This is a genomic window from Paraflavitalea pollutisoli (genome assembly GCF_029360705.1).
Classification (GTDB): Bacteria; Bacteroidota; Bacteroidia; order Chitinophagales; family Chitinophagaceae; genus Paraflavitalea; species Paraflavitalea pollutisoli.
The window spans coordinates 2,630,813-2,655,962 of record NZ_JARKMX010000008.1 but is presented as its reverse complement, the minus strand read 5'-3'; the positions used below and the strand labels follow the sequence as shown (position 1 = coordinate 2,655,962).

Annotated in this window: 24 protein-coding genes; 11 read left to right on the top strand and 13 right to left on the bottom strand. The window is 50.8% G+C overall.

The genetic code is table 11. The annotated features are described in order from the left end of the window. Position 1: 1 nt before the first annotated feature. The 7 genes from P2W70_RS24255 to P2W70_RS24225 all read right to left on the bottom strand — a co-directional run bounded on the left by P2W70_RS24255 (position 2) and on the right by P2W70_RS24225 (position 8,543). Positions 2 to 439, bottom strand: a complete 438-nt coding sequence (locus P2W70_RS24255) for a FixH family protein (RefSeq protein WP_276484133.1) — start codon at positions 437 to 439, stop codon at positions 2 to 4. Between the two features lie 156 nt (positions 440 to 595). Then, on the bottom strand, positions 596 to 1,990 hold the full coding sequence (gene ccoG, locus P2W70_RS24250) for a cytochrome c oxidase accessory protein CcoG (protein ID WP_276484132.1): 1,395 nt from the start codon (positions 1,988 to 1,990) through the stop codon (positions 596 to 598). A 135-nt stretch (positions 1,991 to 2,125) separates the two neighbouring features. Beyond that, positions 2,126 to 3,343 carry a cbb3-type cytochrome c oxidase N-terminal domain-containing protein gene (locus tag P2W70_RS24245; RefSeq protein WP_276484131.1) on the bottom strand — a complete coding sequence of 406 codons (1,218 nt, stop codon included), beginning with the start codon at positions 3,341 to 3,343 and terminating at the stop codon, positions 2,126 to 2,128. A 9-nt stretch (positions 3,344 to 3,352) separates the two neighbouring features. Beyond that, on the bottom strand, positions 3,353 to 3,520 hold the full coding sequence (locus tag P2W70_RS24240) for a CcoQ/FixQ family Cbb3-type cytochrome c oxidase assembly chaperone (protein WP_276484130.1): 168 nt from the start codon (positions 3,518 to 3,520) through the stop codon (positions 3,353 to 3,355). 30 nt (positions 3,521 to 3,550) lie between these two features. Then, positions 3,551 to 5,740: a cytochrome-c oxidase, cbb3-type subunit I gene (ccoN, locus tag P2W70_RS24235; RefSeq protein ID WP_276484129.1), complete on the bottom strand. Its 2,190-nt coding sequence runs from the start codon at positions 5,738 to 5,740 to the stop codon at positions 3,551 to 3,553. 3 nt (positions 5,741 to 5,743) lie between these two features. Then, positions 5,744 to 5,896 carry a cbb3-type cytochrome oxidase assembly protein CcoS gene (ccoS, locus tag P2W70_RS24230; protein ID WP_276484128.1) on the bottom strand — a complete coding sequence of 51 codons (153 nt, stop codon included), beginning with the start codon at positions 5,894 to 5,896 and terminating at the stop codon, positions 5,744 to 5,746. Positions 5,897 to 6,146: 250 nt separating this feature from the next. Further along, positions 6,147 to 8,543 (bottom strand): heavy metal translocating P-type ATPase, encoded by a 2,397-nt coding sequence (locus tag P2W70_RS24225; RefSeq protein ID WP_276484127.1) that lies wholly within the window; start codon positions 8,541 to 8,543, stop codon positions 6,147 to 6,149. Between the two features lie 147 nt (positions 8,544 to 8,690). On the opposite strand from P2W70_RS24225, the gene P2W70_RS24220 reads away from it, so the two are divergent. Then, positions 8,691 to 9,749 carry a response regulator gene (locus tag P2W70_RS24220; protein ID WP_276484126.1) on the top strand — a complete coding sequence of 353 codons (1,059 nt, stop codon included), beginning with the start codon at positions 8,691 to 8,693 and terminating at the stop codon, positions 9,747 to 9,749. Here P2W70_RS24220 and P2W70_RS24215 read toward each other — a convergent pair. Then, the gene (locus P2W70_RS24215) at positions 9,746 to 10,135 is read right to left on the bottom strand and encodes a hypothetical protein (RefSeq protein WP_276484125.1); all 390 of its coding nucleotides are present in this window, start codon (positions 10,133 to 10,135) and stop codon (positions 9,746 to 9,748) included. The genes P2W70_RS24220 and P2W70_RS24215 overlap by 4 nt on opposite strands. Before the next feature lie 153 nt (positions 10,136 to 10,288). Here P2W70_RS24215 and P2W70_RS24210 point away from each other — a divergent pair, with 153 nt between their 5' ends. The 3 genes from P2W70_RS24210 to P2W70_RS24200 all read left to right on the top strand — a co-directional run bounded on the left by P2W70_RS24210 (position 10,289) and on the right by P2W70_RS24200 (position 14,065). Then, a complete protein-coding gene (locus P2W70_RS24210; protein WP_276484124.1) occupies positions 10,289 to 11,413 on the top strand; it encodes a glycoside hydrolase family 130 protein in 1,125 nt (374 codons plus the stop codon). Then, positions 11,410 to 12,984 (top strand): family 43 glycosylhydrolase, encoded by a 1,575-nt coding sequence (locus tag P2W70_RS24205; RefSeq protein WP_276484123.1) that lies wholly within the window; start codon positions 11,410 to 11,412, stop codon positions 12,982 to 12,984. Before P2W70_RS24210 ends, P2W70_RS24205 begins: the two co-directional genes overlap by 4 nt. A 148-nt stretch (positions 12,985 to 13,132) precedes the next feature. Further along, positions 13,133 to 14,065 carry a glycerophosphodiester phosphodiesterase family protein gene (locus P2W70_RS24200; RefSeq protein ID WP_276484122.1) on the top strand — a complete coding sequence of 311 codons (933 nt, stop codon included), beginning with the start codon at positions 13,133 to 13,135 and terminating at the stop codon, positions 14,063 to 14,065. Between the two features lie 18 nt (positions 14,066 to 14,083). Here the strand turns inward: P2W70_RS24200 and P2W70_RS24195 are convergent, their stop codons facing one another. After that, positions 14,084 to 15,193 (bottom strand): acyl-CoA dehydrogenase family protein, encoded by a 1,110-nt coding sequence (locus P2W70_RS24195; protein WP_276484121.1) that lies wholly within the window; start codon positions 15,191 to 15,193, stop codon positions 14,084 to 14,086. Between the two features lie 15 nt (positions 15,194 to 15,208). After that, positions 15,209 to 15,841 carry a nicotinamide riboside transporter PnuC gene (gene pnuC, locus P2W70_RS24190; RefSeq protein ID WP_276484120.1) on the bottom strand — a complete coding sequence of 211 codons (633 nt, stop codon included), beginning with the start codon at positions 15,839 to 15,841 and terminating at the stop codon, positions 15,209 to 15,211. A 369-nt stretch (positions 15,842 to 16,210) separates the two neighbouring features. Between pnuC and P2W70_RS24185 the strand changes: the two genes are divergently transcribed. The 6 genes from P2W70_RS24185 (at position 16,211) to P2W70_RS24160 (ending at position 22,229) form a co-directional block, all read left to right on the top strand. Beyond that, positions 16,211 to 17,362, top strand: a complete 1,152-nt coding sequence (locus tag P2W70_RS24185; RefSeq protein ID WP_276484119.1) for a tetratricopeptide repeat protein — start codon at positions 16,211 to 16,213, stop codon at positions 17,360 to 17,362. 229 nt (positions 17,363 to 17,591) lie between these two features. Next, complete coding sequence (locus tag P2W70_RS24180) at positions 17,592 to 19,064, top strand: hypothetical protein (RefSeq protein WP_276484118.1); 1,473 nt, start codon at positions 17,592 to 17,594, stop codon at positions 19,062 to 19,064. A 91-nt stretch (positions 19,065 to 19,155) separates the two neighbouring features. Further along, on the top strand, positions 19,156 to 19,386 hold the full coding sequence (locus tag P2W70_RS24175) for a hypothetical protein (RefSeq protein ID WP_276484117.1): 231 nt from the start codon (positions 19,156 to 19,158) through the stop codon (positions 19,384 to 19,386). Positions 19,387 to 19,657: 271 nt separating this feature from the next. Beyond that, positions 19,658 to 20,350 (top strand): sulfite oxidase-like oxidoreductase, encoded by a 693-nt coding sequence (locus P2W70_RS24170; RefSeq protein ID WP_276484116.1) that lies wholly within the window; start codon positions 19,658 to 19,660, stop codon positions 20,348 to 20,350. Between the two features lie 296 nt (positions 20,351 to 20,646). Then, entirely contained in the window at positions 20,647 to 21,492 is an 846-nt protein-coding gene (locus P2W70_RS24165; protein ID WP_276484115.1) for a sensor histidine kinase, read from the top strand. A 59-nt stretch (positions 21,493 to 21,551) separates the two neighbouring features. Beyond that, a complete protein-coding gene (locus P2W70_RS24160; RefSeq protein ID WP_276484114.1) occupies positions 21,552 to 22,229 on the top strand; it encodes an FAD-binding oxidoreductase in 678 nt (225 codons plus the stop codon). Between the two features lie 90 nt (positions 22,230 to 22,319). On the opposite strand, the gene P2W70_RS24155 is transcribed toward P2W70_RS24160, so the two are convergent. Together P2W70_RS24155 and P2W70_RS34485 are read right to left on the bottom strand one after the other, a co-directional pair. Beyond that, complete coding sequence (locus P2W70_RS24155) at positions 22,320 to 22,643, bottom strand: DUF2442 domain-containing protein (RefSeq protein ID WP_276484113.1); 324 nt, start codon at positions 22,641 to 22,643, stop codon at positions 22,320 to 22,322. Continuing rightward, a complete protein-coding gene (locus P2W70_RS34485; RefSeq protein WP_420832409.1) occupies positions 22,624 to 22,785 on the bottom strand; it encodes a hypothetical protein in 162 nt (53 codons plus the stop codon). The genes P2W70_RS24155 and P2W70_RS34485 overlap by 20 nt, the downstream gene beginning before the upstream one ends. Before the next feature lie 338 nt (positions 22,786 to 23,123). On the opposite strand from P2W70_RS34485, the gene P2W70_RS24150 reads away from it, so the two are divergent. After that, positions 23,124 to 23,594 (top strand): DUF3592 domain-containing protein, encoded by a 471-nt coding sequence (locus P2W70_RS24150; protein WP_276484112.1) that lies wholly within the window; start codon positions 23,124 to 23,126, stop codon positions 23,592 to 23,594. Positions 23,595 to 23,603: 9 nt separating this feature from the next. Here the strand turns inward: P2W70_RS24150 and P2W70_RS24145 are convergent, their stop codons facing one another. After that, positions 23,604 to 24,800 (bottom strand): ATP-binding protein, encoded by a 1,197-nt coding sequence (locus tag P2W70_RS24145; RefSeq protein WP_276484111.1) that lies wholly within the window; start codon positions 24,798 to 24,800, stop codon positions 23,604 to 23,606. Positions 24,801 to 25,150 lie beyond the last annotated feature (350 nt).

Sequence of the window (25,150 nt, the reverse complement as noted above, 5' to 3'; positions counted from 1 at the left end):
ATTACTGAACAGTGAAGGGAGTTTCGGAGTAATAACGGGCATCACCCACCAGCCAGTCTACTTTAACCATATACTGACCGGGTAATACCAGTTTGTTGGGTAGGCGTTGCAGGGCAGCGTCATCGGGCTGCAGGTCGAAGTGGCGGTCTTTGCGGGAGTCCGCGGCACAATAAAACAATACCTGTCCTTTGATGGCCTGTGCTTTCATTTCTGCAGGTAGTTGAATGCGGATAGAGTCGGTAGATTGCTGCACCTGCACTTCGCTGCTGAGTTGCCGCGCGAGTGCCTTGCCGTCGATCACTTGTTGATAGGCCAGTTCGTCACGGTAGTATTCTTTAGCAACCAGGTTCACCGGCGACTGCATACAGCGGTACACCATAAAACCCATGAAGCTGCCAAAACCTGCAAACACCAGTAATAATTTGTTACCCCAATTCATAACGGTAGATTTAATTGTATGACAATCCTGTCCCTCATTACCACGCTGTTGTTCTTTTATAGCCTGTCCCGCCGCATGGCGGGATTGCCTATGTGCCTCGATGCCTCTCCTCCGCCTTCACGCCTTTCCTCGTTGCCTTGATGCCTTGTTGCCTTTCTACTCCACAGGCCCCAGAAAATTCGTCTTCACCACGTCGATCTTCCGATCCCCCTCATACAGCCCGATACGGATAGACTGCTTGCGTTCCTTGATTGCCTTCAATGGCAATACCACGAAGAAAGAGCCGGATCCCTCATCTTCCTTTTTCACGGTGATTGCGTGACCACCAATCACTTCGATATGGCCGGGCACATCTTCCAATACCAAACGTAGTGGGAAGGTGGTGGTCGTTTTATTCGCCACCTTGATATTGTAAAGGTTCGATACACTGTCGGTGCCGCGCTCCTGGTACAGCATACCAGGCGTACGCATAATGGTGGTATCGATGTCTTTGCGGGTCATGAGTAGAATGGTGAGCAATACTACCAGCACCGCCAGCAGACCGGTATACAGTTTCATCCGGGTGGTATAGTGTAAAGGCTCTTTCTTCGCAATGCCGTTCTCGGAGGCATACCGGATCAGTCCTTCTGGTTTGCCCACCGCGGTCATCATGGCATTACACGCATCGATACAGGCGGTACATCCCACACACTCCATCTGCGTCCCGTTGCGGATATCGATAGCAGTAGGGCACACCTTCACGCATTGAAAACAGTCGATGCAGTCGCCGGTGTCGAGGATGGGCTTTTTCTTCAACTTGCCACGGGGTTCACCACGTTTGTAGTCGTAGGCCACCACCATTGAGTTCTTGTCCAGCAACACGCCCTGCAGTCTTCCATAAGGACAAACCACGGTACAAGCTTGCTCACGGAAGAACGCGTACACCGCATAGAATACGCCTGAGAACAGGGCAAGGGAAAACAGGGCGCCAATATGCTGACTCACCGGTTCGATAACGATCTTATACAATTCTTTGATGCCAATGATATAGGCGAGGAAGAGGTTTGCGATGATAAACGACAGGATATAGAAAGCTATGTGTTTGCCGGTACGGCGTACAATTCTTTCAGTAGTCCAGGGTTTGCCCTGTTGCAGCTTCTGGTAAGCAGCACTGCCTTCGATCAGGTATTCGAGCCGGCGAAACACCATCTCCATGAAGATGGTCTGCGGACAAACCCACCCACAGAACAGTCGCCCAAAGGCAGCAGTAAACAGCACAACGAAGATGACAAAGGTCACCGTCGTGAGCCCGAAGATGAAGAAATCCTGGGGCCAGAATACTTTGCCGAAAATGATAAAGCGGGCCTGGGGGATATTGAAGAGGAACAAGGGCCTGCCATCGATATGGATAAAGGGTAGACCGATGAACAACGCAAAGAAAACCCAGCTGACCAGCGTACGCCAGCGATACAAACGCCCTTTGGGCTGCTGCGCAAATACCCACTTCCGCTTTCCTTTCGCATCTACGGTAGCGATCCGGTCCCGGAAACTTTCGTCCGATGCATCCCTCATTGTTATGTTATCTGCTGTTGGCATAAGAATACTTAATACAATGAAACCCTATGATCCTGGTACACGATCTGCTGCTGTATTTTTCTCATGTGACCCTACGATCCTGGCGTGCGTCTGACAGTGGTTTTGTTGAACCTATTTTACCGCTGTTGCACTATCCGTCGCTGGCGCATCTCCTGTGGTATCCACACCAGCTGCTTGGTACAGTTCACCTTGTGGTGCTTTGCCGTTCGGCGGATTGGTGCCGGCCAGCGAATGAATATAGCTGGCGAGTTGTGCGATCTGTACCGGAGAAAAATCATCTTTCCAGCTCTTCATTCCTTTTTCCGGTACACCGTATTTAATGGTCTTGAAAATATCGTTGATGCTGCCACCATGTAACCAGTAACCATCGGTCAGGTTAGGTCCTACTACGCCTTCGCCGGCTTTACCATGACAGGCGGCACAAAGTGATACGAATGTTTTCTGCCCGGCATCCAGGTCACTGACGGCAGTCAACAGTTTCACCGAATGCTCGTCAACATTGTTCGCGGCTTTGGCGAGAAAGGCGGCTTTCTTGACTTCCGCTTCCCGCACGGCCATTTCATACTCCTGCAGGCTGGAGGGCGCGCTGTGCGATACATGGTAGCGCCACAGGTACACGATGGCAAAGAGCACGCACACATAGAACCCATAGAGCCACCAGGGTGGAAGGCGATTGTCGAGCTCGCGGATACCGTCGTAGTCGTGGCCGAGGTCGATGTCCGATTCCTGCTCTACGGGTTTAAACTTGTTCATCTTGTCCCACCAACTTACGGTGGGTTTTGCAGCAATGGCAGCCAGCTTCTTCTTGCGGCGGATGCCCAGCAGAATATTGAGGTTGTACAGCAATACCCCGATCACGACCAGCTCCAGGAAGATCACACTCGTCATGGTATAAAAAGCCGTGTCCGATAACCGATAGCCATTCACCGCGGCGGTAGTTACTTCAGTGTCCTGCGCCATGACTGGCAGGGCCAGCATCAGCAGCGCAACGACAGACAGCACAGGACCCGCACCCTGACTTTTTTTTTGAACAGACTCCACGCCATTGGTGGGTACCACCCCTTCGGGGGCCAGGGCCTCTTCCTGCTTTTGCTTGTCGCGGAAGATCTCCGCACTGCCCAGCACCACATAAGCCAGCAGGGCAATGAGCAGGGCCAGCACCGCCATGATGATGATCATGATGACGACGAAGGGGTCGTTGATCGAAGAGGGCACAGGAGCCTGGGCCCACAAGGCCGGAGCACTCAGCAGGCTACCTGCCAGCAGAAAAGATTTGCGCATACTACGGTACATTCGGAAGCGTTCGGGTTGTATGGATGATTTGCTCATGATCGGTAGTTATAGAGATTGGTCAAGAGGGATACGGCTGATCTCGTCGATCATCTTTTTGTCGGCTTTGAGGGCCCAGGTCAGCATCAGCAGGAAGAAGATGCCGAAGATCAGGAACGAGCTTAGTCCGTAAATGCTGACCCCGCTGATCTTCTCGATATAGTGTATGAATTTCATGATCGTGGTGAATTATGGTGAGTAAGGTGGTTATTCATTGCCGGCGGTTGCTTCCTTCGGCATAGCCTTGATGTCTTTGCCCAGCCGTTGCAGGTAAGCGATCAGCGCGATGATCTCCTGCTGGTTGTTGGTTTTGATCTTGTCACCGGCCAGGCTCAGTTTGATCTCGTCGGCCTGCAGCAGCAGGTCTCTGTTGGCTTGCTGATCATAGCCTGCGGGATAAGGCACCCCGAGTGTCTGCATCGCACGGATCATCGGAGCCGTACGGGCCGTATCGATCTTGTCGTCGAGCAGCCAGCCATAGGTAGGCATGATCGAGCCAGGCGACATACTCTGCGGGTCGAGCATGTGGTTGTAGTGCCAGCTGTCGGGATACTTGCCGCCGAGGCGTGCCAGATCGGGACCGGTGCGTTTGGAACCCCACTGAAAGGGGTGATCGTATACAAACTCACCAGCCTTGGAGTATTCGCCATACCGCGCTACCTCATCCCGGAAAGGACGTACCATTTGCGAATGGCAGGTATAACAGCCTTCGCGGATATAGATGTCGCGGCCATGCAGTTCCAGCGGCGTATACGGTTTTACACTACTCAGCGAGGGCACATTCGACTTCACAAGGAAGGTGGGCACCATCTCCAGGATGCCACCGATGGCGACGGCGATCAGGCTGAATACAAGCATTTGCATGGGGCGTTTTTCAATCCAGCGATGCCAGTGTTGTTTACCGTGGGTAACCACTTCTTTGGCCAGGGGCGCTGCTTCTGCGGCCTCATTGGCGATGAAAGAACCCTGCTTAATGGTCTTACGCAGGTTGTATACCATGATGAATGCACCGGCGATATACAGTGCCCCACCGATGCTGCGGGTGATGTATAGGGGGATCACGTGGGTAACGGTCTCCAGGAACTGAAACTTCAACTGACCTTCTTCGGTAAAGTTCTTCCACATCATGCTTTGCGCAAAGCCGGCCCAGTACAGAGGGATTGCGTACAGTACGATACCGATGGTGCCGATCCAGAAGTGGGTGCCCGCCAGTTTTTTCGAGTAGAGCGGTGTATTCCACATCTTCGGGATGATCCAGTACAACACGCCGAAGGTCAAGAAACCATTCCAGCCCAGGGCGCCCACGTGTACGTGCGCAATCGTCCAGTCGGTGAAGTGCGAGATGGCATTGACATTCTTCAGGCTCAGCATGGGACCTTCAAAAGTGGCCATACCGTAACAGGTGATGGCTACCACCAGGAACTTCAGCACAGGTTCTTCGCGTACCTTGTCCCAGGCGCCACGGAGCGTGAACAATCCGTTCAGCATGCCACCCCAGCTGGGCGCGATCAGCATCACGGAGAATACTACCCCGAGTGATTGTGCCCAGTCGGGCAGGGAGGTATACAACAGGTGGTGAGGTCCCGCCCAGATATAGATAAAGATCAGGGCCCAGAAGTGAATGATCGAAAGCCGGTAAGAATAGACGGGCCGGTTAGCCGCCTTCGGCAGAAAATAATACATCAGTCCAAGGTAGGGCGTGGTGAGGAAGAAAGCCACCGCATTGTGGCCATACCACCATTGCACCAGCGCATCCTGTACACCGGCATACCAGCTATAACTTTTCAGGATAGAAACGGGTAATTCGAAAGAGTTGACGATGTGCAGCATCGCGACGGTAACCCAGGTAGCGATATAGAACCAGATCGCAACGTACAGGTGACTTTCGCGGCGTTTGATGATCGTACCGAAGATGTTGATGCCAAAGAGTACCCATACCAGGGTGATCGCGATGTCGATGGGCCATTCCAGTTCGGCATATTCTTTACCGGTCGTAAAGCCGGCCCATAAGGTCAGCGCGCCGGCTACGATGATCAGCTGCCAGCCCCAGAAATGGATCTTGCTCAGCGTATCGCTGAACATCCGGGCCTTACACAGCCTTTGTAAAGAATAATATACACCCATGAAGATACCGTTGCCGACAAAGGCGAAGATCACGGCATTGGTATGTACCGGACGCATACGGCCAAAGGTGGTGGCAGGTAATCCCAGGTTGATGCCGGGGTAGAAAAGAGAAATAGATGCCCAGAGTCCTGCCAGCATGCCCACAATGCTCCAGAACAGCACTGCATAGGCAAACCATTTAACGGTTGTGTTGTCATAAGAGAATTTGTCTACCGGTAGGGCAGGGGCAGTAGTTCGCTGTTCGGGAACAGCCATGTTTTCAGTCGCGATCATGATTTATACTTCTTTGGGTTTGTCATCAAATAAGATGCGTACAGGTGGTGAAAACTCGTCGTCGTATTGTTTGTGGCGGACACTCCAGATAAAGCCTGCCAGGAAGATGGCCGACACGGAAATACTGACACCTAGTAAGAGAATGATCACTGTCATAAGTAAGAAGGTTGACGCCTCAAAAGTATCCCGCGACCAAAGGAATGAGGATGACTTACCTTATGGTAGAAACTGATATTTGTCAGGTGTATGTCATGTGCTTTAACAGTTGCCCGCATTAAAAAAGAAAAGGCGGGCCCGAAAGAGCCTGCCTTTTCCCCCTCGTTGCCTTTGTGCCTTGTTGCCTCGTTGCCTTCTCTTCCTGCCTTTCCTCAGTTGCCTCGATGCCTTGCTGCCTTGTTGCCTTTCTTCACAACTTCAGCCTCCGCGCCGCCAACTGACTGCTGCCATACGTGATCAGCAATATGCTCAAACTGCTTGATGGCATCAGGATGGCTGCGATCATGGGCGATAGATGTCCCTGCACCGCAAAGAAGACTCCGATCACATTGTAAAGAATCGACAGGCAAAAGCTCGCCAGAATGATCCGGCGGTTGGCGCGGCACAGCCTGATGAAGCGGTTCAGCAAAGGCAGTTGACGCGCCTCGAGGATCGCATCACTCGCCGGTGTAAAATGATTGGTATTCTCTGCCAGCGCAATGCCCACATCACTTTGCTGCAAGGCGCCCGCGTCATTGAGGCCGTCACCGATCATCATCACCCGCTTACGGCGGGTTTGCAGTTCCTCGATATAGTGTAGTTTGTCTGGTGGTTGCTGCTGAAAGCGCAGGTCGGCATACGGGCCCAGCATATTGCGCAGGTTGCTTTCCTCGCTGCTATTGTCGCCACTCAGCAGCGACAGAGAATACCTAGATCGCAATTGATCGATCAGTGGTTGAATGCCTGCGCGGTAATGGTGGGTAAACACGTAAGAGCCCGCCAGCCGCCCATCGAAGGTGACATACACCCGGCTGCCACCCAGCAATTGATTGCTGCCATTGCCGGCAAATGCCCGCGAACCCAGCCGCAGGTGCACCCCCTCTATATAACCTTCTATGCCACGGCCGGTCAGTTCGCGAAACTGCGTTACTTCCAATCCCGCCTTACGCGGCAGTTGTGCTGCCAGTGATCGGGTGAGTGGGTGTTGACTTTGCGAGGCCAGTATACTCACCAGCATTTCCTGGTGGGCAGTGAGGGAAGCCCCTTCAAAATGTATCTCCATTTCCTGGGCCGCTGTCAGCGTGCCCGTCTTGTCAAATACAATATGGTTGATGTCGGCAATGTCTTCGATGGCCTGTGCATCCCGCAGGTAAAAACGGTTGCGACCCAGTATGCGCAGGATATTGCCATTGGTGAAGGTGCCCGACAGCAGCAAGGCACAAGGGCAGGCCACGATCAGGATGGCCGTCACGGCATTCCAGATCACCGATGGGTCTTTGAATGCCCAGAAGGTAGCGGTCACGGCGGCGATGCCAAACACCACCCAGGTAAAATATTGACTCAACAGGTGTACGAAAGAATCTTTGTCCTTATCTGTTTTGGTGTGCTGAGCCTCACGGTTCCACAGCTGCGTCAGGTAGCTTTGGGCCACTTCCCGCGTAACGAGTAATTCCATATTGGCGCCTTGCTGACGGCCACCCGCATATACCAGCTCGCCCATCTCACGAACCACTGGCGCCGATTCGCCCGTCACGAAACTATAGTCGATCAATCCTTGCCCACGCGTCAGGATGCCATCGGCAGGTATCAGTTCTCCATGGTGTATGAGTAAGGTGTCGCCCGCCTTGATATCCGGCAGGGCTACCGGCGTTTCCACTTCGTCTTTAATTACAGACACGGCTACCGGGAACCAGGACGTATAATCCCGGTCGAAGGACAGTTGCCGGTAGGTCTTGTCTTGCATCACCTTGCCCGCCAGCATAAAAAATACAATGCCCGACATCGAATCGAAATAACCGGCGCCTGTACCTGAGATCACCTCATACACACTGCGCCCAAAAGTGATGAGCACGGCCAGCGCAATGGGGGCATCGATATTGAGGAAGCGGTGCCGCAGTCCCTTCCAGCCCGACTCAAAAAAGGGAAAGGCGCTATAGAAGAATACGGGGAGCGCCAGTACGAAGTTCAGCAGGCGAAACATGCCTTGCAGGGAGCGCTCGGCACGTTCCAGGCCCAGGTATTCGGGAAAGCTCATCAGCATGATATTGGCAAAGCAAAAACCTGCTATGCCCAGCCGGTAGATCAGCGACCGGTCTACCCCCGGCTTCACGCCCTTCATGGAGGATAAGCTGATATAAGGTTCATAGCCCGTTGCTGTCAGCAATTCTGCCACACGGCGCAACGATACACGCCGGTGATCGAATGCTATAGTGACCTCTTTGCGGGTAAAATCAACGCGGGAAGATAAGATGCCGTCCTGCATTTTACGCAGGTTTTCCAGCAGGTACAGGCAGCTGCTGCAATGTATATGGGGCAGATAAAAACTGACCCGTGTTTGCGTGTCGTTCTGAAAGCTGACAAGTTGTTGCGCAATGCCGGCATCGTCGAGAAAGGAGAATTTATCCTTGCGCACCGGTATGCGCTGGCTCGATCCCGGTTGTTGATTGAGCTGGTAATAGTCGCAGAGACCTACCTGGTTCAATAACTGATACACGGTCTGGCAGCCGCTGCAACAAAATACGGCCGACTCCAGCCGGATCTTGTTATCCGGACAATCCTCGCCACAATGGGCGCAGGTCAACGCCTGGTCTTGGGTAGATGTAGCCATACAAACGATAAAATAGACGAGCTAAAGTACCGGCCAGGGCGTTGCGGCATGGTGACCTACATCAGCACAAAGGCTGATTCTCATCAAAACAGCGCAGTTTATTCCAGAAAGTCATTACTATTGTGCACGAAAACAAACAGATCGCCCATGTATACCCTGCTGATCATAGACGACCATGACGATATCAGAGAGAATATTGCCGAGATCTTATCCCTCGCAGGGTATCGTACACTCACGGCGCCCAACGGTAAAAGAGGGGTGGAGACGGCCATGCGCGAAAAGCCCGACCTCATCGTTTGCGACATCATGATGCCCGAACTCGATGGGTACGGCGTGTTGCACCTCCTGCGTAAAAATGCCGATACAGAACATATTCCCTTTATCTTCCTGACTGCCAAAACCGAACGGGGCGATTTCCGCAAAGGCATGGAAATGGGCGCCGATGACTATATCACCAAACCTTTCGATGATATCGAATTGCTCAATGCCATCGAGATCAGGCTGAAGAAGTCGGATGTGCTGCAGCGGAAATATACTTCCGATGAGAAAGGCGCCTCCGCCATGATCACCGACCTCAGCAGCAGCGGACTGATCAATATGCAGCTCGACAACTACGAAACCCTCGACCTGGCGAAGAAAACTACGCTGTATGCGGAAGGCAAGCGCCCCAAATACCTGTTTTACCTGAAGAGTGGCAAGGTGAAGGCGGTGCGGCAGCATGAGGATGGTAAGGAATACATCACGAATCTCTATGCCGTAGGTGATTTTATTGGCTATCTGCCCTTGCTGGAGAATAAATCGTATGAGGATACGGCAGAGGTACTGGAAGAAGCAGAAGTGGTACAGATCCCGAAAGAAGAATTCCTGCAATCGGTGTACAACGATATCAATATCGCCAGCCGCTTCATCAAGCTCATCGCTCAGAATGTGCAGGACAAAGAAGAACGTTTGCTGAGCTTGGCTTATGGATCATTGCGTAAGCGGGTAGCAAAGGCATTGATAGATATCCACCTCAAATTCAACAAAGAAAATGGCGAAAAAGCGGCCATCAATATATCCCGCGAAGACATTGCGCATTATGTAGGTACGGCCACCGAATCACTGATCCGTACACTCAGCGACTTCAAAGCAGAGAAGCTCATCGCGATCAAAGACGGCAAGATCAGTATTGCCGATATGGAGAAGTTGAAGAACTTACTGTATTAGCGCCCCCGTCCGCCCGCCATGCGCACTTCTTCCAGCTCCCGGCCATATTCATTCTGCTGCTTCAGTGTCCAGCTATCGGTCACCGTCGTTTCCAGCCACAGGTTGCCGCTCTTGCGGAATACCTGCAGGTTGAGACCAAACACCGCCTGAAACAATTCTTCCAGTTGATGTACACTCATCGTTTCCTCCACCTGGATCTTGCCTTCGGGCACTTGTTGGGCGAATGATTTTAACGGCAATTGACGCGGTAATTTACTACCCAATGGCGCCGTATGCTGGTATTTCAACGGAGTACCAAACAGTTCAATCTTTAAAAAAGGGTAGCAGTCATTGAACTCTTGTTGGATATCGCTGATCAGCCGCTCCTGGTGGATATGAAGTGTCATACCCCAAAACTACCCCTCCTTTTTCCCGGCTTACATGACCTGCGCATCCCCAGTCCCTGATTTTAATCAGCATCGTCACCCAAACCTTGCCATTCAATCGGTTAAATATGTTATTTTGGGCCGCAACTCATTCCTGCCACACAAAACCTTGCTATGCGATTGCCCGTTGTTCAAAGAATAGTATGCCTGGCTGCCGCTCTGATCACATTGACCGCCGTGCAGGCGCAACAACCCACCTGGCCCCTGGGGCCTTTCGTGCGGCCACAAAACGTAAATCCCGTCATCGCTCCCGATAGCAACAGTCGATTCAACTGCCCCATGAACGGCAAGCCCGTCGATTGGGAATCCAATGATACCTTCAATCCTGCCGCCATCGCCAAAGGTGATAGCCTGTATGTGCTGTACCGTGCAGAAGATAAATACGGCATCGGCATCGGTTTCCGCACCTCCAGGCTTGGCCTCGCCGCTACGGCCGATGGACTGCACTTTACCCGCCGGCCCACACCGGTATTATATCCCGCCGATGATAGCCAGAAAGAATTTGAATGGCCCGGCGGTTGCGAGGATCCCCGCATCGCGGTGACGGAAGATGGATTGTACGTGATGCTGTATACGCAGTGGAACCGCAAGGTGCCGCGTATTGGTGTTGCCACCTCCCGCGATCTCGTCAACTGGACCAAGCATGGTCCTGCCTTCAAGAAGTATGGGGGTAAATATTTCGATGTGCCCAGCAAATCGGCCTCCCTGCTGACCACGCTGAAGAACGGACGTCTTGTGATCACCAAACTCAATGGCAAATACCAGATCTTCTGGGGCGAGTACCAGGTGAATATGGCCACCTCCGATGATCTTATCAACTGGACGCCAGTGGTGGATGAAGGGGGCAACCTGAAGCCGGTGATCAAAACAAGAAGGGGTTATTTCGACAGCGACCTCACCGAATGTGGTCCGCCCGCCGTATTGACCAAAGAGGGCATCATCCTACTGTACAATGGTAAGAACGGTAGAGGTGAGAAATCGGACCCGGCTTATACCCCCAATTCGTATTGTGCCGGGCAGGTATTGCTCGATGCCAAAGATCCCTTCACCGTAAAGGCCCGCCTCGATAAACCTTTCCTCATACCTTCGGAGCCTTTCGAAAAAAGTGGGCAGTACCCTTCCGGTACCGTGTTCATTGAGGGACTGGTATATTATAAAAAGCAATGGTTCCTGTATTACGGCTGCGCCGATTCACGCGTGGCAGTCGCTGTATATGACCCCAAACAATCCGTAAAATGACAAAAGCTATTATTCATATAACTGCCATTCTCGTGGCCTCGTTCATGAGTTTGGCTACCGTGGCGCAACCTGCCAAGTCACCTGCCATGACTACCTATGCCAATGCCGTGATCCCCGGCGATTTTGCCGATCCCTCCGTTATCAAGGTCGGCGATACCTATTATGCCACGGGCACGTCTTCGGAGTGGGCGCCGCATTTTCCGCTCTTCACGTCCAAAGACCTCGTCAACTGGAAACAGGTAGGTTATGTATTCAACAAAACACCCGAGTGGGCTTCGGCTTCCTTCTGGGCGCCGGAGTTGTACTACCACAACAATACTTTCTATGTATACTATGTAGCCCGTAGAAAGTCTGATAACCAGTCGTTCATCGCGGTGGCTACAACCAAAGATCCTTTGAAAGGATTCACCGATCACGGTATCATCATCGAGCATGGCAAGGAAGCCATCGATGCCTATATTCTCAATGACAAGGGTACGCTGTACATGACCTTCAAGGCTTATGGCCTCGATAAGCGCCCGATTGAAATACTAGGTTGCAAACTCACGCCCGATGGCCTGAAGCGTGACGGCGACTATTTTACCCTGCTGCGCGATGACGACCGAAAAGGCATGGAAGGGCAGGTGCACCTGAAATGGAATAATCACTATTACCTCTTTTATTCTGCCGGTGGCTGCTGTGGAGTAGGTTGTAGTTATAATGTGCGGGTAGCCCGCGCAGAGAAGATCGAAGGACCTTATACCAACTTCGAAGGCAATCCTATACTTACCCAAAATGATACCTGGAAATGCCCCGGTCATGGCACCTTCGTACAAACGGCCCCCGATACGTGGTACTACCTCTACCATGCCTTCAGCCAAAAAGACAATGTATTTACAGGGCGGCAAGGAATGCTTGATGTGCTGAAATGGAAGGAATACACAGGCTGGCCCTTCTTCAACCAGGGCAATTCCCCCTCCGTGACAAACGCACTCCCTGCGGCAGCGAAGGCACAAACCATCGGTCGCGATGTGCGGGATGAATTCAAAGGCAGTAAACTGCCCCTGTACTGGCAGTGGGATTTCAGGCATACGGTTCCCGCCACTACCATCAAAAAAGGCAGCCTATACCTGTCTGGCAAGCCCACCGCCGATAATGTCACCGGCACCGCGCTGACCGTTCGCCCGGTATCCGGCAACTACGAAATGACCACCCAGGTGATCAATAAGAATGCTGCCTTGAAAGGTCTCACGCTTTATGGCGATGCTAACCAGGCGGTCGGCATCGGGATCGCCGGTGATACGGTTCAGGTATGGGAAACCAAAGACAACAAGCGTACAATACTGGCCCAGGCCAATGTACTCCAGGCCACTATCCAGCTGCGTATGAAGGTGGAAAACGGCTACCAGGTTCGCTTTTACTACAGCCTCAAACCCGGCGACTGGCAGGAACTCAGTGCCAGCAATCAATCGTATTACGATGGTCGCCACCTGCCACCCTGGGACAGAAGCCCCCGGCCGGGTCTCTTGCAGCGCGGCAATGCTACGGAACCGGCCGTATTTGCTGATTTCAGCCTAGTTTACCAGGATTGAGAGCAGGTTCATCCGTCATATGGCGTCTTATTGTTACGTATGAGTAAAATCGCTGAATCCGGCCTCTACCAATACCTACAGCAAAAAGTTATCTTAATCACCCCAACGACCTGTTTGAGCGATCAGCCAGGTCGTTGTATATTTTAGTATGAAAAGACAATTATCTACCTGGCTGCTGTTGTTGGCATGCTCCCTGGGGGCAGGTGCACAACAGTCGGCCAACTATCTTTCCTTCCGCAATGTGGCAGAGCTACAGCGGTTTTTGTCGTATAGCCCATCAAGGGTACCACTGGTTAGCGCACACCGCGGTGGCCCGGCCAAAGGGTTTCCGGAGAATGCTGTTGAAACCTTCAGCAACAGCCTCAACGATCAGCCGCTGATCGTAGAATGTGATATCGCGTTGAGTAAAGACTCGGTGTTGATGATGATGCACGACAATACCCTCGACCGTACCACTACCGGTAAAGGCAAAGTGGAAGACTATACCTGGGAAGAATTAAAGCAACTGTACCTGAAAGACAATGAAGGGAATCTTACTGCCTTTCGAATTCCATCACTCGATGAGGTGCTGAACTGGGGCAGGGGCAAAGTGATCTATACGCTCGATGTAAAACGGGGCGTGCCTTTCGCCCGCGTGATCGACGCAGTGCGCCGTGCCAAAGCAGAGGCGGGCAATGTCATCATTACGTACAACGCCGATCAGGCCGACGAAGTCCACAAGCTGGCCCCCGACCTGCTATTATCTGTCACCATTCGGAATGCACAGGAGTTGCAACGCCTCCACGATAAAGGGATACCCGATGAAAAGATGGTCGCCTTTGTAGGTGTATCGCAGCCCGACTCGAGCCTGTACAACTTGTTGCATGGTCGCAAGATCCAGTGTATTCTCGGTACCATGGGCAACCTCGACCGCCAGGCTACTGCGCGTGGCGATAAAATGTACGCGGAGTACATCAGCAATGGGGCCGATATCCTGAGCACCGATCGCCCCAAAGAAGCAGGAGCAGTGCTGAAGCAATACCGCGAAGACAATAAGCTAAAATTGCCCAATGGGCCATCTGCGGGTCGTGCCCGCCCCTAAGTAGATAACACCCAGCACTTACTCCAGCGGATAGTTGAGCAAGGCATGTTGTGAAGCGGTATGCAGATCGCGCCATACCCGGTTGATAGGTGTGGATGGATCGGCCGCTGCCATGCCGCAATAGGGATACAAACCATCCACTTGCTCGCGGGAGATGGCAGCCAACGCCCGGCTGGTCGTGCTCATCGCCTGCAGCAATTCGTCGGATACGGACTGCGACGATACCATCGATTGCCAGGATTGGTCGACCGCTTGGTAAAAACGTTTCCGGGCGTCGCGGAGTAGCCGTTGCGCTTGCCGCAGCATCGACTCGAAGGGGGGCGCTACTTCCTGCCGTGTATTTGGATGCTTTTGTCTTTCTTCAAAAATATCTTGCGTCAGGTCGAGAAAGCGTGCAGCCATACCGGCAAAATTCACGGCCAGCGTTACTTCGGCAAACTGCAGGAAGGGGAAATGGAATACGGGATCGGGCAATACGGCCTTGCCGGGCTCCAGCACAAAGCTGCGCTCGAAGGGAACATGTACATCTTTGATGGAGAAGCCGGTGCTGGAAGTGGCGATCATGCCGATCGTATGCCAGTTCTTGTGGATGGTTACTTCGCTGGGGTAAAACCAAAACGATTTGTAGAGTGGGTGGCCATTGGCGTCGAGCAACTGCTCACCATTCTTTTGGATGAGGCAATTAGTGGTATACGCAGTGGCGTGTAAGGCCCCGGTGGCATAGTTCCACTGACCATTGACCAGGTAGCCCGAATCGGTGACCTGGGCAATGCCAGAAGGTTTGCCACTGCCAGCCAGGCATACCTTGCGGTTGCCATAAAGCGAAGCTGCCGCAGATGGTGCCAGGAAACCTACAAACCAGTTTGCCCCGCTGCAGAGGGTGACCGTCCAGCCCACACTGCCATCCGTCCAGGCCAGCGCCTCTTCAATGCGCAGGGCTTCGGGCAGCGAGAGGCCGAGCCCACCATATTGTTGCGGCACAAACAGGTTGAACCATTTTTGCTGGTAGATGATGTGTAATTGCTCATCATGCAGGCGACCGATCAGTTCTGCATCGGCCGCATATTCTCTCAACGTACTGTACAGGACCGGATCGATCACGTCCGAAGGATGATGAATCGTTGACAAAGCACCCATAGTTCATTATTCGACGGCAAACCTGTCGAAAGGTTCTTCTGATTGGAGGATTTTGTTCCATTTGATGTAACCAAAAATGGCTACGATAAAAAGGAATAAGGTCAGCACTGCATATAAAGGCAGGTCTTTGTGCAGCAGTAATGGTATCGCGAAAGCGTTGGATATATTCAGCAGGATCCAGTTCTCAATCTTTCTCTTGGCCAGTAACCACATACCAGCCCAGGCGGTAGCGCTTACCCAGGCATCCCAGTAGGGTACTGTAGAAGGCGTAAACTGGTGCAGGCACCAGGCCAGTACCGCAAAACCAACTACAACGATCAGCAACACCGTGATCCAATCCTGCCGGTTGCTGCGGGTAATGGGCACAGGCGGCTCGTTCTTCTTTTTGATCCAGTACCACCAGCCGTACACGCTCATCACGATGTAATATAGGTTTAATAAACACTCGGCATACAATCCCGCCTCAAACAGGATAAAGATCGACAATCCGGTAGCGGCAATGCCGGTAGGGTAAAGCCAGATCTTGTTGGCGCGGGCAAACAATACTTCCGATACCCCCAGGCCCAGCGCCACCCATTGAATAAAGGGCTGAGTGGCCAATTGCTCGCCCAACAGCGAGAACCATGCAGAAACATCCATACGTTAAATACAATTAAGCTGATGAAGTACAAGCCCAAAGGAAGCAGCAGGCGACCTGCGCCGGAAAAGTATTATTCCTCGTCCCTACGCCGGTATTATCCGGATCAGGTGTTTGAAAGCAGTTGCTGTTGACAAGTTTGCTGCTTTCAATGGGTATAATCTCAGCCTGTTTGTCAGTGTCGCGTTGTGGCGGCACAAGGCACCCCTTGAGTTGTAAGCCGCAAAGATAAATCATTCGATCCGGTGCGGCCCGAAAAAAATAGGCCCGCTTGTATGGAAAAAACTCAGTGCTGCATCTCAGCAACCGGGTGCACCTGGGCCACGGCGGCTGGGTGGTGGCCCGTGCAATCAGCAAAAACCAGCTCAACCATGAAGATCAGTACACTACTAACTGCAGGTAGTATTCTCCTGTGTCAGTCATTTGCCAGCGCCCAATCTACGGCCATCGATAAGAACAAGGTGCAGGACTATTTCCAGGAACAGCAGTTTGACGAAGCGATCCAATACCTGCAGCCCCTGGTGGAGGCCGATTCTACCAACCAGGCGGCGTTGCGTTACCTGGGGTATGCGTATTACATGAATGACAATGTACGGGATGCGAAGACCGTTTACCTCAAAATGTTCTCCAACGACTCACTCAATGTAACGGCCAATCATTACCTCGCTACCATCTTCTATAACCGTGAACCGGACCTGGCGATGGAGTATTATGCCCGGCTCATTCGACTGCAGCCACGGGTAGCCAATTACCACCGTGGGCTGGGTGAGTTGTTTAGCCGCAAAAAAGGAAAGGATACAGCATTGGTGTACCTGCACAATGCCTATGCGTTGGCCCCGGGCGACTTTCGGAACCTGGTGGCCCTGGCGGAAGTGTTGATCGATGTAAAGGATTATGCGCAAGCGGATAGCTTGCTGGAGGTAGGGCTTACGCGTGATTCCAATAATATGTCGGTATTGCGGTCGCGGGTGCGCAGTGCGTATGAAAACAAAGATTACAACGCTGTACTCAAACCGGGAGAGGCCTTGATCCGTTTGTCTGAGCTCAACCTGGGACCCATCAACAAGTTGATCCTTTCTTATTACAACCTGCAACGATATGAAGAAAGTGTGCGTGTATGTGAATATGTAATGCGGGCAGGTATCGAAGTGGAAGCGGTGTATTATTATGCGGCCAAGTCTTTTGCGAAATTGAAGCAGTATGACCGCAGCAATGAGTTGCTGGATGCCTGCCTGGAGAAAGCCATCTCCAAAACCGGCGAAATGTATTACTTCGCCTATGGCGAAAACTTTGAAGCTACGAAGCAGTTCAAGAAAGCAGTAGCGGCGTATGACACGGCGTACTATCTGTATAAAAGTCCGCTGGCTTTGTATAATTGCGGACGCATCTGTGAAGTGTCTTTAAAGAACGAAGCATTGGCCCGCAAATATTACACGCAATACCTGAAGACGGCCATTCCATTGGACGCTGACGAGCGTAAAGCCTATGCGTATGTAAAACAACGGTGGGGGAAGAAAAAATAGTTCTAAAAATTAATGGCCAAGATTTATGTCCTCATTGGTAAGATATGCTGCAAAATAATCCGTAGAACTACTTTTCTTGCGCTTAATTCGGTCAATTGCAACCGTTGATGTTGTTGCAAACGGTAATGCACGTATGTTGGTAATTAATGGAATTTGATGGCTTCGGTGAATGTGTCTAATTTCAAAGCTGTTCATCGTCCAGGATCCATTTTACCAAAAACCAAAGCAAATGAGAATTCGAAAAGCGCTCATCACCGGCGTGGTGTTAACAGGCGTTGTTGTACTGGCAACCTTGTGTAATCCAAAACCAACACCTGCAACGCCGGAGGTCGGTGAAAGCAGCATCACACCGGTAGAACTGCCTTCTATAGTTCCCGGTTTCAATTTTCCCGAAGATTCCAACGTCATCTACAGTTGGCTCAACAACAAGAATTTTCCCAACAACTACGATTCTGCCAGCGTGTACAACCATGTGTGGGGTATCTGGGCCGGACTTACCGCACAATCGGGCCAGGTATACCAGGGCGATTCGTTGCGGGTATTTGAAACCTGGCTGGGTATTACAGATATCCGGACGATGATCCAGAACGGCGATAGTGCTTGTGGGGCTACCAAAACCACGCGTGCGCAATTGCATTTCCCGCACCAGGCAGAGCATGGCGGCAAAACGGCGCGTTTGATGCTGGCATCCAAATTAGCTGCCGGCAGGCCAGTCAATGATTCGGCACTCTTTTGGGTCACGGTGGCCTATGATCCCAATGCGGCCTGTTATGCCCTTAGCAACCAGATCCTCAAAATGTCGGTGGTCGATAAATACAAAGTGAAAGGGGGCATCGGTACTATCCCGCCTTTCCCGCAAAAAGCCATCACCATCAAGCCGACGTATTATGTAGGGCAGGGTACGGATAGCCTGATCCAGTTGCCGATCTGGAGCGGACCGCCTCCCGGTGGTGCGCAGATACCCTGGGCGCCTACTTCCTGGCCTACCTGTGTGTACGTCGATTTGCGCAACAGTCAGCCTGCCGGTAAGCAGGTGACGCCGGTGAGCATGTCATCGAAAGATATACAGGGCGCGATCGTCAATGCCAGGGAGTTTATTCATTTCCGGCTCGATTCGGCCATGGCAGCTTATATGAATGCGTCGCAGGGGTCGGAGGGGTTGAATACTGCCCAAGCGGGGCAGGTGGCGATCCTGGTGGCGATGCACGTAGCGACGAAGGAGATCAGTAACTGGACCTGGCAATCTTTTTATTGGGCGCCGGGTAATGCAGTGTATTCGCCCAGTTCGGCCCTGGCACAAAGCCTGAAGCCAAGCCAGATCAAAGGGGCAGCGGCCAATTACCAGGCAACCAGTGCTTATGCGATGGTATTGCCCAACCAGCCGATCAATGGCGGTACCAATACGGGGGTGATCCCGATGATCGGATACAATCCGTATCTCGAGGCGGAGTTCGCCGGGGTAGGGCCTATTGGTGGCGACTCGTCGTTCAACATCAGCAGCAAGCTGATTCCTGGCAGGGCAGTGGGTGTGCAAACCAATTGTATGAGCTGTCATAGCCTGGCGACAGAGTTAAGTCTCATCGGTTACTCGACGGATCAATACATTAGTATGAATTCGCCTATGTTCAAGGATATGATCCAGCTTGACTTCGCGTGGTCGATACAGGGCAATTTGATCAAGGATATTGCGCCGAAGAAATAATTAGCCTCTATCGGGCGTTTAGAAGCGGGTGGTATGGTTACCACCCGCTTTTTGTATTTTTGCGTACCAACTTACGCAGGGCACTCTGATTATGGCGACCACTTACCGGGTTCTTAAAGGGATCTTTATTGCATTGCTGATCACATTTACGATGTTGATGGGCTATTCGTATATACCTGTTCAGAAGTTCCAGCACCATGCTACGCGCCGCACGGCGTATGTGATCATGATCGTATTGTCTATTATCGCGATACCAGTTTTGCATCTGTTGGAGTTGCGTGCGCACAAGAATCCCCAGCCCAAGCGGGAGGATGATTTTTAAGTTCCTTGCCTCGATGCCTTGCTGCCTCCCTGCCTTTCTTCCTCCTCGATGCCTAGTTGCCTCTGTGCCTAGTTGCCTTTTATGCCTTTCCCTCCGTTGCCTTTATGCCTGGTTGTCTAGATGCCTTTTTGTCCCGACGTATGTCGGGATTGCCTTTCTTCCCCTCGATGCCTTGTATCCTTCATCGTTTCTGTCGTAGAATCACGGGTTGCTGGTCAACAAGGAATTGCCTGTCGGCAGAAATGGGTTATATTCAATAAAATCATTGACCATGGAAGAATCCGGCAAAATGAAGAAGGTGGTGGAAGCGCGCATGAAACTGAAGGCCCGCTTCGAAGAGCAAATGAAGGCGACGCCTTCCATGGCCGATAACAGGCCCCTGGGGTCTGGTAATCCCAATCGACACGGTATGCCCGTGGTGCCGGTGGGGCAGGTGTTGACCCATAAATGGCCCGTACTCGACCTGGGCGTACAGCCCGATATCGCCCTGGCCGATTGGCGCCTGACCCTCGACGGGGCGGTGGAGCATCCGGTAACCCTCAATTGGGAGGAGTTTATGGCCTTGCCACAAACAGACGATACGTCGGATTTTCATTGTGTTACTACCTGGTCCAAATTAAATATGAACTGGCGGGGCGTACGCCTCATCGATCTGGCAGCCCTGGTACAACCGAAAGAGACCGCTACACATATACTTTGTTACGGGTACGATGAGTATACGACGAATATTGCGTTGGAAGAAGCCTTGAAACCCGATGTGTTGCTGGTACATACCGTAGAAGGAAAACCGCTGCCAAAGGAGCACGGAGGGCCGGTTCGCGTGATCACACCCCAACTATATGCCTGGAAGGGGTCAAAGTGGGTGAGCCGGATTGAGTTCCTAACCCACAACGTGCTTGGTTTTTGGGAAGAGCGTGGTTATTCGAGTACAGCTTATCCGTGGCGTAATGACCGTTATAGTTGAACAAAAGGTTCACGCGCTCGTTGACTAAAATCATTTAATTGCGGTAAACTGCACCTAACTGGGTATTTATTCATGAAATACGATCATCGGAGCGTAAAAACCGTGGTTATACGTTTGCACATATCACTATATAACCTAAATTAGTACCAGAATTTCTGCCGCACTGTATTAGTATCTACCTCCTTTTTTCCATCGTTCCTGCGAAAACATAGCTGCCTTGCCCGTACACGGCCCAACCTTGATTTTTTACATGGGATCTGTTAAACACAAAAAGAGTGCTTAACTATTAAACGCCTATGCCCGCCAACAACATTACCGAATTGTTGCTTGCCGCAACACTGCTTGTTACCAGTGTGACAGCCTCTATTTACCTGCTTTCAACGTATCGCAGGAGGATACGTTTGCGCACCGGCGATCCACCGGTTCAGGTAGCCGAGCGGGAGGCGCAGCTGCTAAAAACGCAACTCGAACTGCAGGAACAAACCTTTCAGCACATCAGCCAGGAGATCCACGACAACATCGGACAAGCCTTAACATTTGTCAAACTCAACATGCACTCCATCGATCTGGGTAAGCCGGAGGAAACGCAAAATAAGCTGCACGAATCGCAGGCGTTGATCACCAAGGCGATCCAGGACCTGCGTTATATTGCCAAATCGCTGAACACGGATTTTATCAGCGAGGCGGGTTTGACGGCCTGCATACAAAATCAACTACACTTTTTAGAGAAGACCGGGTTGTATACCACGCACCTGGATATTTGTAAAAACTGGGTGAAAGCTTCGCCCGAAACGGAACTGGTATTGTTTAGGGTCGTACAGGAATTGCTCAACAATATCGTTAAGCATGCGGGAGCCACGCACATCGAAATCAATCTGCACTGTTTACCGCAGAACCTGCAGATCACGGTCAGCGACAACGGGAAGGGATTTCTGCCCGGACCCAAATTGTTCAATGGAACCGAGAAGGGGCTGGGGTTGGGGAATATGGACAAGCGACTGGCTGCTGTGCAGGGCAAGCTGATCATTCACAGCACGCCGGGTGAAGGAACTACCGTTTATATCGATGTGCCGCTCAAGCGGGTAGAAAGCCGGAATACCGCCATGGAAAGCAGTGAAATGTACAACTATGCGACGGCCTAGTCCGGCTATATTTGTAACATTAACACGCTTTACCAATACCATCCTGTAAATTCATACCCATGGCAGCAGAAGAGCATATCGTCAAGATACTAAAAGCGGAATTCGTTACGCACAATGTGCGCCGGTTTACGCTGGAGAAACCTGAGGGTTATAAGTTTACACCTGGTCAGGCCACGGAGATCAGCATCAATGCCCCCGAATGGGAAAACGAACGCCGTCCGTTTACCTTTACCAGCCTGAACGAATGGCCTACGCTGGAGTTTACCATTAAGATCTATACCGATCACGAAGGCGTCACCAATGAGCTGGGCAAGCTGGCGGAAGGCGATGAGCTGTTACTGCATGATGTGTGGGGTGCGATTCATTACAAAGGGCCTGGCACGTTCATAGCGGGCGGGGCGGGGATCACGCCCTTTATCGCCATCTTGCGTCAGTTGCACAAAACGAACCAGCTCGATGGCAATCAGCTGATCTTCTCCAATCGTACGGAGCGCGATATTATCCTCAAAGATGAGTTTACCCAAATGCTGGGCGATCGCTTTATCAATACACTCTCACAGGAGGCCAGTGTGCAGTACGATAACCGCAAAATAGATGCGGACTACCTCAAAGAAAAGCTCTCCACGTTTGACCAGTATTTTTACCTCTGCGGTCCCGACCCGATGGTGCTGGGGCTGGAAGCTACTTTGCTGGAGCTGGGTGCGCCCAGGGAGAAGGTGGTGAGGGAGGAGTTTTGACGAATAAGCGAAAGTATAATGCAAAGTCCCCGGAATAAAAAAAGCTTTCAGCAAAACTGAAGACTTAAAACTGTTTAATCTAAAGAAGCTTTAGGCCGCTAAGGGTTGATTTCTCCTTTTGACAACCTTTCGCAGTTCATCTTCCAGAAATCCTTTAAGGCTTAAGTCTTCATCTAATAAGGGCCAATGAATTCCTGTACCACCGCCTATCAATTCATATTTCATCAACTTAGATCTATCTGCACCTTTTAATAGTTTGGATGAAGATAGTTGATGGCTTAATGTGGCTTTTGTGTTTAGGTATATCGTCATCAAATCCAAGTCAGGTTGTATGTCTACTGCCTGTAAGCGAAGACCTTCAGAAAAGATCAGGTGATCGATGACGTCAAACTGTTTACTTTGAGAAGTGTTCATTCCATTTCTTTTTAAAGGATTCAAGGTTTGTCTTTATAGTTTCTATAATTGTTCTTTCCTCGGCATTGCTAAAGCCAATTAAGTATTCAACTGATAAAGACGGTTCAAGCCAGACCTTTCCATTAGCATTTCCTTTAGAAATATGTACATGTATCGGTTCATGATTTTCGTTGCTGTAAAAGAAAAACCGTAGCCATTTACAGATAGTAATGTTGGCATTGAGATCAAATTAACTCTATTTACGCAAATAGCAAACATGTGGATTTATGGTCTAAGTATTATAAGTCTTTGATTACTATAGTTTTTAAAGTTAATTTGAAAGGTTTTTTTGTATGGTTTCGGGCGTTTAGATAAAATGGCCTGACCGATGGCGGTTAACGACAATAATAGATAGGGATGTCATGGCAACGATTAACAATCTATTACTGAAGGCAATAGTTAAAAAGGTTTATATTGCTGTTACTGGCAAATTGATTAACCTTGTCTATATCACCTGCCGTGACGTTCACCCGAAATACCTTCTTTTTATTGCTGGCTGTGCTGTGCCTGCTGCCGACCTTTATCTGGAAAATGATATGGCTTGCCAGGACGACGGTCACTACGGGGCAGGTCTGGTTTACGGGGCATACGCTGGAGGTGAATGGATCGATCAGCAATCACCTGGTGGTGCTGTTTACAGTGGGTAAGGATTCCATACAGTTTAATGAGTCGGCCAGCCTGCCCTATAAAGAGGGCGACGCGGTGCCGGTGCGCTACCAGCCCGGCCATCCTTCCGATGCCCGTGTTGACCGTCCTTCCACCTTCTGGCGCGACGCCCTGCTGAACGGTCTGTGGCCCTTGTCTGTCTTACTCATCATTTACCTGATCCCGGAGCGGTTTGACCCCATCATTCCCCGGCGGAGCAAGATCCGGTTGAGCCGGAAGAGGGTGGTGGAGGTGATTCCTGGGTAAGAGGCGGTGCTAGGGTTTTACGGCCTGTCCTGAAGTATGTTCAGATAGCTGTTGCATTAAGCCTGGTAAGGAGATGGCAGTAACGTTTTCACCCATCGAAAACTTGTCAGCCCCTGAATAAACTACAAATCGCCTGTCCGCTTTTATATCTTCACATCCAACATAGAATCCTTTTGAAACAGCTGGTGATGAGCTTCGCTTAATTTCAATAGCCCATTTTTCGCCGCCTGGATATTCTAAAACAAGGTCTATTTCATCTCCACCAGCAGTTCCATAAAAGTATGGTTGTACCCTTGGAGGAACCACTGACATAATATTTTCGATAACGAACCCTTCCCAGCTTTTTCCTACAATAGGGTGCCCCAACAAACTATTATAATCTGGAATATTCAGCAATGCATGCGTTAAGCCACTGTCGCGTACATAAATCTTAGGCGATTTGATAAGGCGTTTCCCTGCATTGACTGTCCATGGCTTAAGGCGACGAACCAGCAGTAGATCTATCATTAAATCAATGTAGCGTGTAATAGTCGGTGATGATACATCAAGGTTGCGACCAAGGTGGGCCGCATTTAAAGTACTTCCTTGTGTGTGCGCCAGCATTGTCCAAAACCGTTCCAGCGTTTCTGCTGGAATCCTTGGTCCTAATTGTGGTATATCACGTTCCAGGTAAGTTCTAATGAAATCGTATCGCCAGTCCAAACTATTTTGATCCGTATCTGCCAGCAAGCTTTCTGGAAATCCACCTCGCACCCAAAGTGTATTTACATTTTCTACACTTTTGTCGGCGAACTCCAGTGCATCGATGGAATGTAGTTCAAGGTATGCAATACGTCCTGCCAGTGATTCGCTGGATTGTTGTAAGAGATCGATGGAGGCTGAACCAAGAAACAGGAACTGTCCGGTTTTGTTACCTTTCCGACGTTCCATATCAATAATTCCTCGTAATGAAGTAAATATTTCAGGCAGTCGCTGAACTTCATCCATGATAATTAACTTATCCCTGTTTTCAGCGTGAAATGTTTCAATATCCTGGACTTTCTGCAAATCTCTCCGATTCTCAAGGTCCAGATAAATGGATGGGATAGTTTCTGCAATATTCAGTGCAATAGTTGTTTTGCCTACCTGGCGTGGCCCCATTAGGGCAACAGATGGGCTTCTCAATAGGGCTTCTTTTACACGGGCTTCAAGTCTGCGTGGAATCATTTCTGCAAATCTAACACAAAATGTTAGATTTGCAGAAATGCCTGTGTTTGAGTATTTAATGAATTGTTTATCAAATAATTGTGTCTGTAGGTATTGTTGCTAGCCTGGTAGAGACGCGATCATTTTATAGAATTCAGATTCCTCCACTTGCTTGATCGATTTTTCTTTGTCTGGCTTAAGAAAGTTGCCCTCCTTGTCCCTTAACGGAATGGAAATTTCGACGTCCAGGAACCTGCAATAATAGTTGCCGTTTCTCCATCTAACTCCGCCATTTCCGTAAGCTGAGCCGATGAATTTACACCTGCCAATCGTATCGGTATTGGTTAAATAGTACATCTGGCCATTCCTTT

Excerpts from the sequence above, each read along its gene's own strand:
- ccoG (WP_276484132.1), bottom strand. The coding sequence starts at position 1,990 with ATGAGGGATGCATCGGACGAAAGTTTCCGGGACCGGATCGCTACCGTA.
- pnuC (WP_276484120.1), bottom strand. The coding sequence starts at position 15,841 with ATGGATGTTTCTGCATGGTTCTCGCTGTTGGGCGAGCAATTGGCCACT.
- P2W70_RS24220 (WP_276484126.1), top strand. The coding sequence starts at position 8,691 with ATGTATACCCTGCTGATCATAGACGACCATGACGATATCAGAGAGAAT.
- P2W70_RS24210 (WP_276484124.1), top strand. The coding sequence starts at position 10,289 with ATGCGATTGCCCGTTGTTCAAAGAATAGTATGCCTGGCTGCCGCTCTG.
- P2W70_RS24155 (WP_276484113.1), bottom strand. The coding sequence starts at position 22,643 with ATGAACACTTCTCAAAGTAAACAGTTTGACGTCATCGATCACCTGATC.
- P2W70_RS24165 (WP_276484115.1), top strand. The coding sequence starts at position 20,647 with ATGCCCGCCAACAACATTACCGAATTGTTGCTTGCCGCAACACTGCTT.
- P2W70_RS24170 (WP_276484116.1), top strand. The coding sequence starts at position 19,658 with ATGGAAGAATCCGGCAAAATGAAGAAGGTGGTGGAAGCGCGCATGAAA.
- ccoN (WP_276484129.1), bottom strand. The coding sequence starts at position 5,740 with ATGATCGCGACTGAAAACATGGCTGTTCCCGAACAGCGAACTACTGCC.
- P2W70_RS24145 (WP_276484111.1), bottom strand. The coding sequence starts at position 24,800 with ATGATTCCACGCAGACTTGAAGCCCGTGTAAAAGAAGCCCTATTGAGA.
- P2W70_RS24255 (WP_276484133.1), bottom strand. The coding sequence starts at position 439 with ATGAATTGGGGTAACAAATTATTACTGGTGTTTGCAGGTTTTGGCAGC.
- P2W70_RS24215 (WP_276484125.1), bottom strand. The coding sequence starts at position 10,135 with ATGACACTTCATATCCACCAGGAGCGGCTGATCAGCGATATCCAACAA.
- P2W70_RS24225 (WP_276484127.1), bottom strand. The coding sequence starts at position 8,543 with ATGGCTACATCTACCCAAGACCAGGCGTTGACCTGCGCCCATTGTGGC.
- ccoS (WP_276484128.1), bottom strand. The coding sequence starts at position 5,896 with ATGACAGTGATCATTCTCTTACTAGGTGTCAGTATTTCCGTGTCGGCC.
- P2W70_RS24205 (WP_276484123.1), top strand. The coding sequence starts at position 11,410 with ATGACAAAAGCTATTATTCATATAACTGCCATTCTCGTGGCCTCGTTC.
- P2W70_RS24245 (WP_276484131.1), bottom strand. The coding sequence starts at position 3,343 with ATGAGCAAATCATCCATACAACCCGAACGCTTCCGAATGTACCGTAGT.
- P2W70_RS24185 (WP_276484119.1), top strand. The coding sequence starts at position 16,211 with ATGAAGATCAGTACACTACTAACTGCAGGTAGTATTCTCCTGTGTCAG.
- P2W70_RS24180 (WP_276484118.1), top strand. The coding sequence starts at position 17,592 with ATGAGAATTCGAAAAGCGCTCATCACCGGCGTGGTGTTAACAGGCGTT.
- P2W70_RS24240 (WP_276484130.1), bottom strand. The coding sequence starts at position 3,520 with ATGAAATTCATACACTATATCGAGAAGATCAGCGGGGTCAGCATTTAC.
- P2W70_RS24175 (WP_276484117.1), top strand. The coding sequence starts at position 19,156 with ATGGCGACCACTTACCGGGTTCTTAAAGGGATCTTTATTGCATTGCTG.
- P2W70_RS24160 (WP_276484114.1), top strand. The coding sequence starts at position 21,552 with ATGGCAGCAGAAGAGCATATCGTCAAGATACTAAAAGCGGAATTCGTT.
- P2W70_RS24200 (WP_276484122.1), top strand. The coding sequence starts at position 13,133 with ATGAAAAGACAATTATCTACCTGGCTGCTGTTGTTGGCATGCTCCCTG.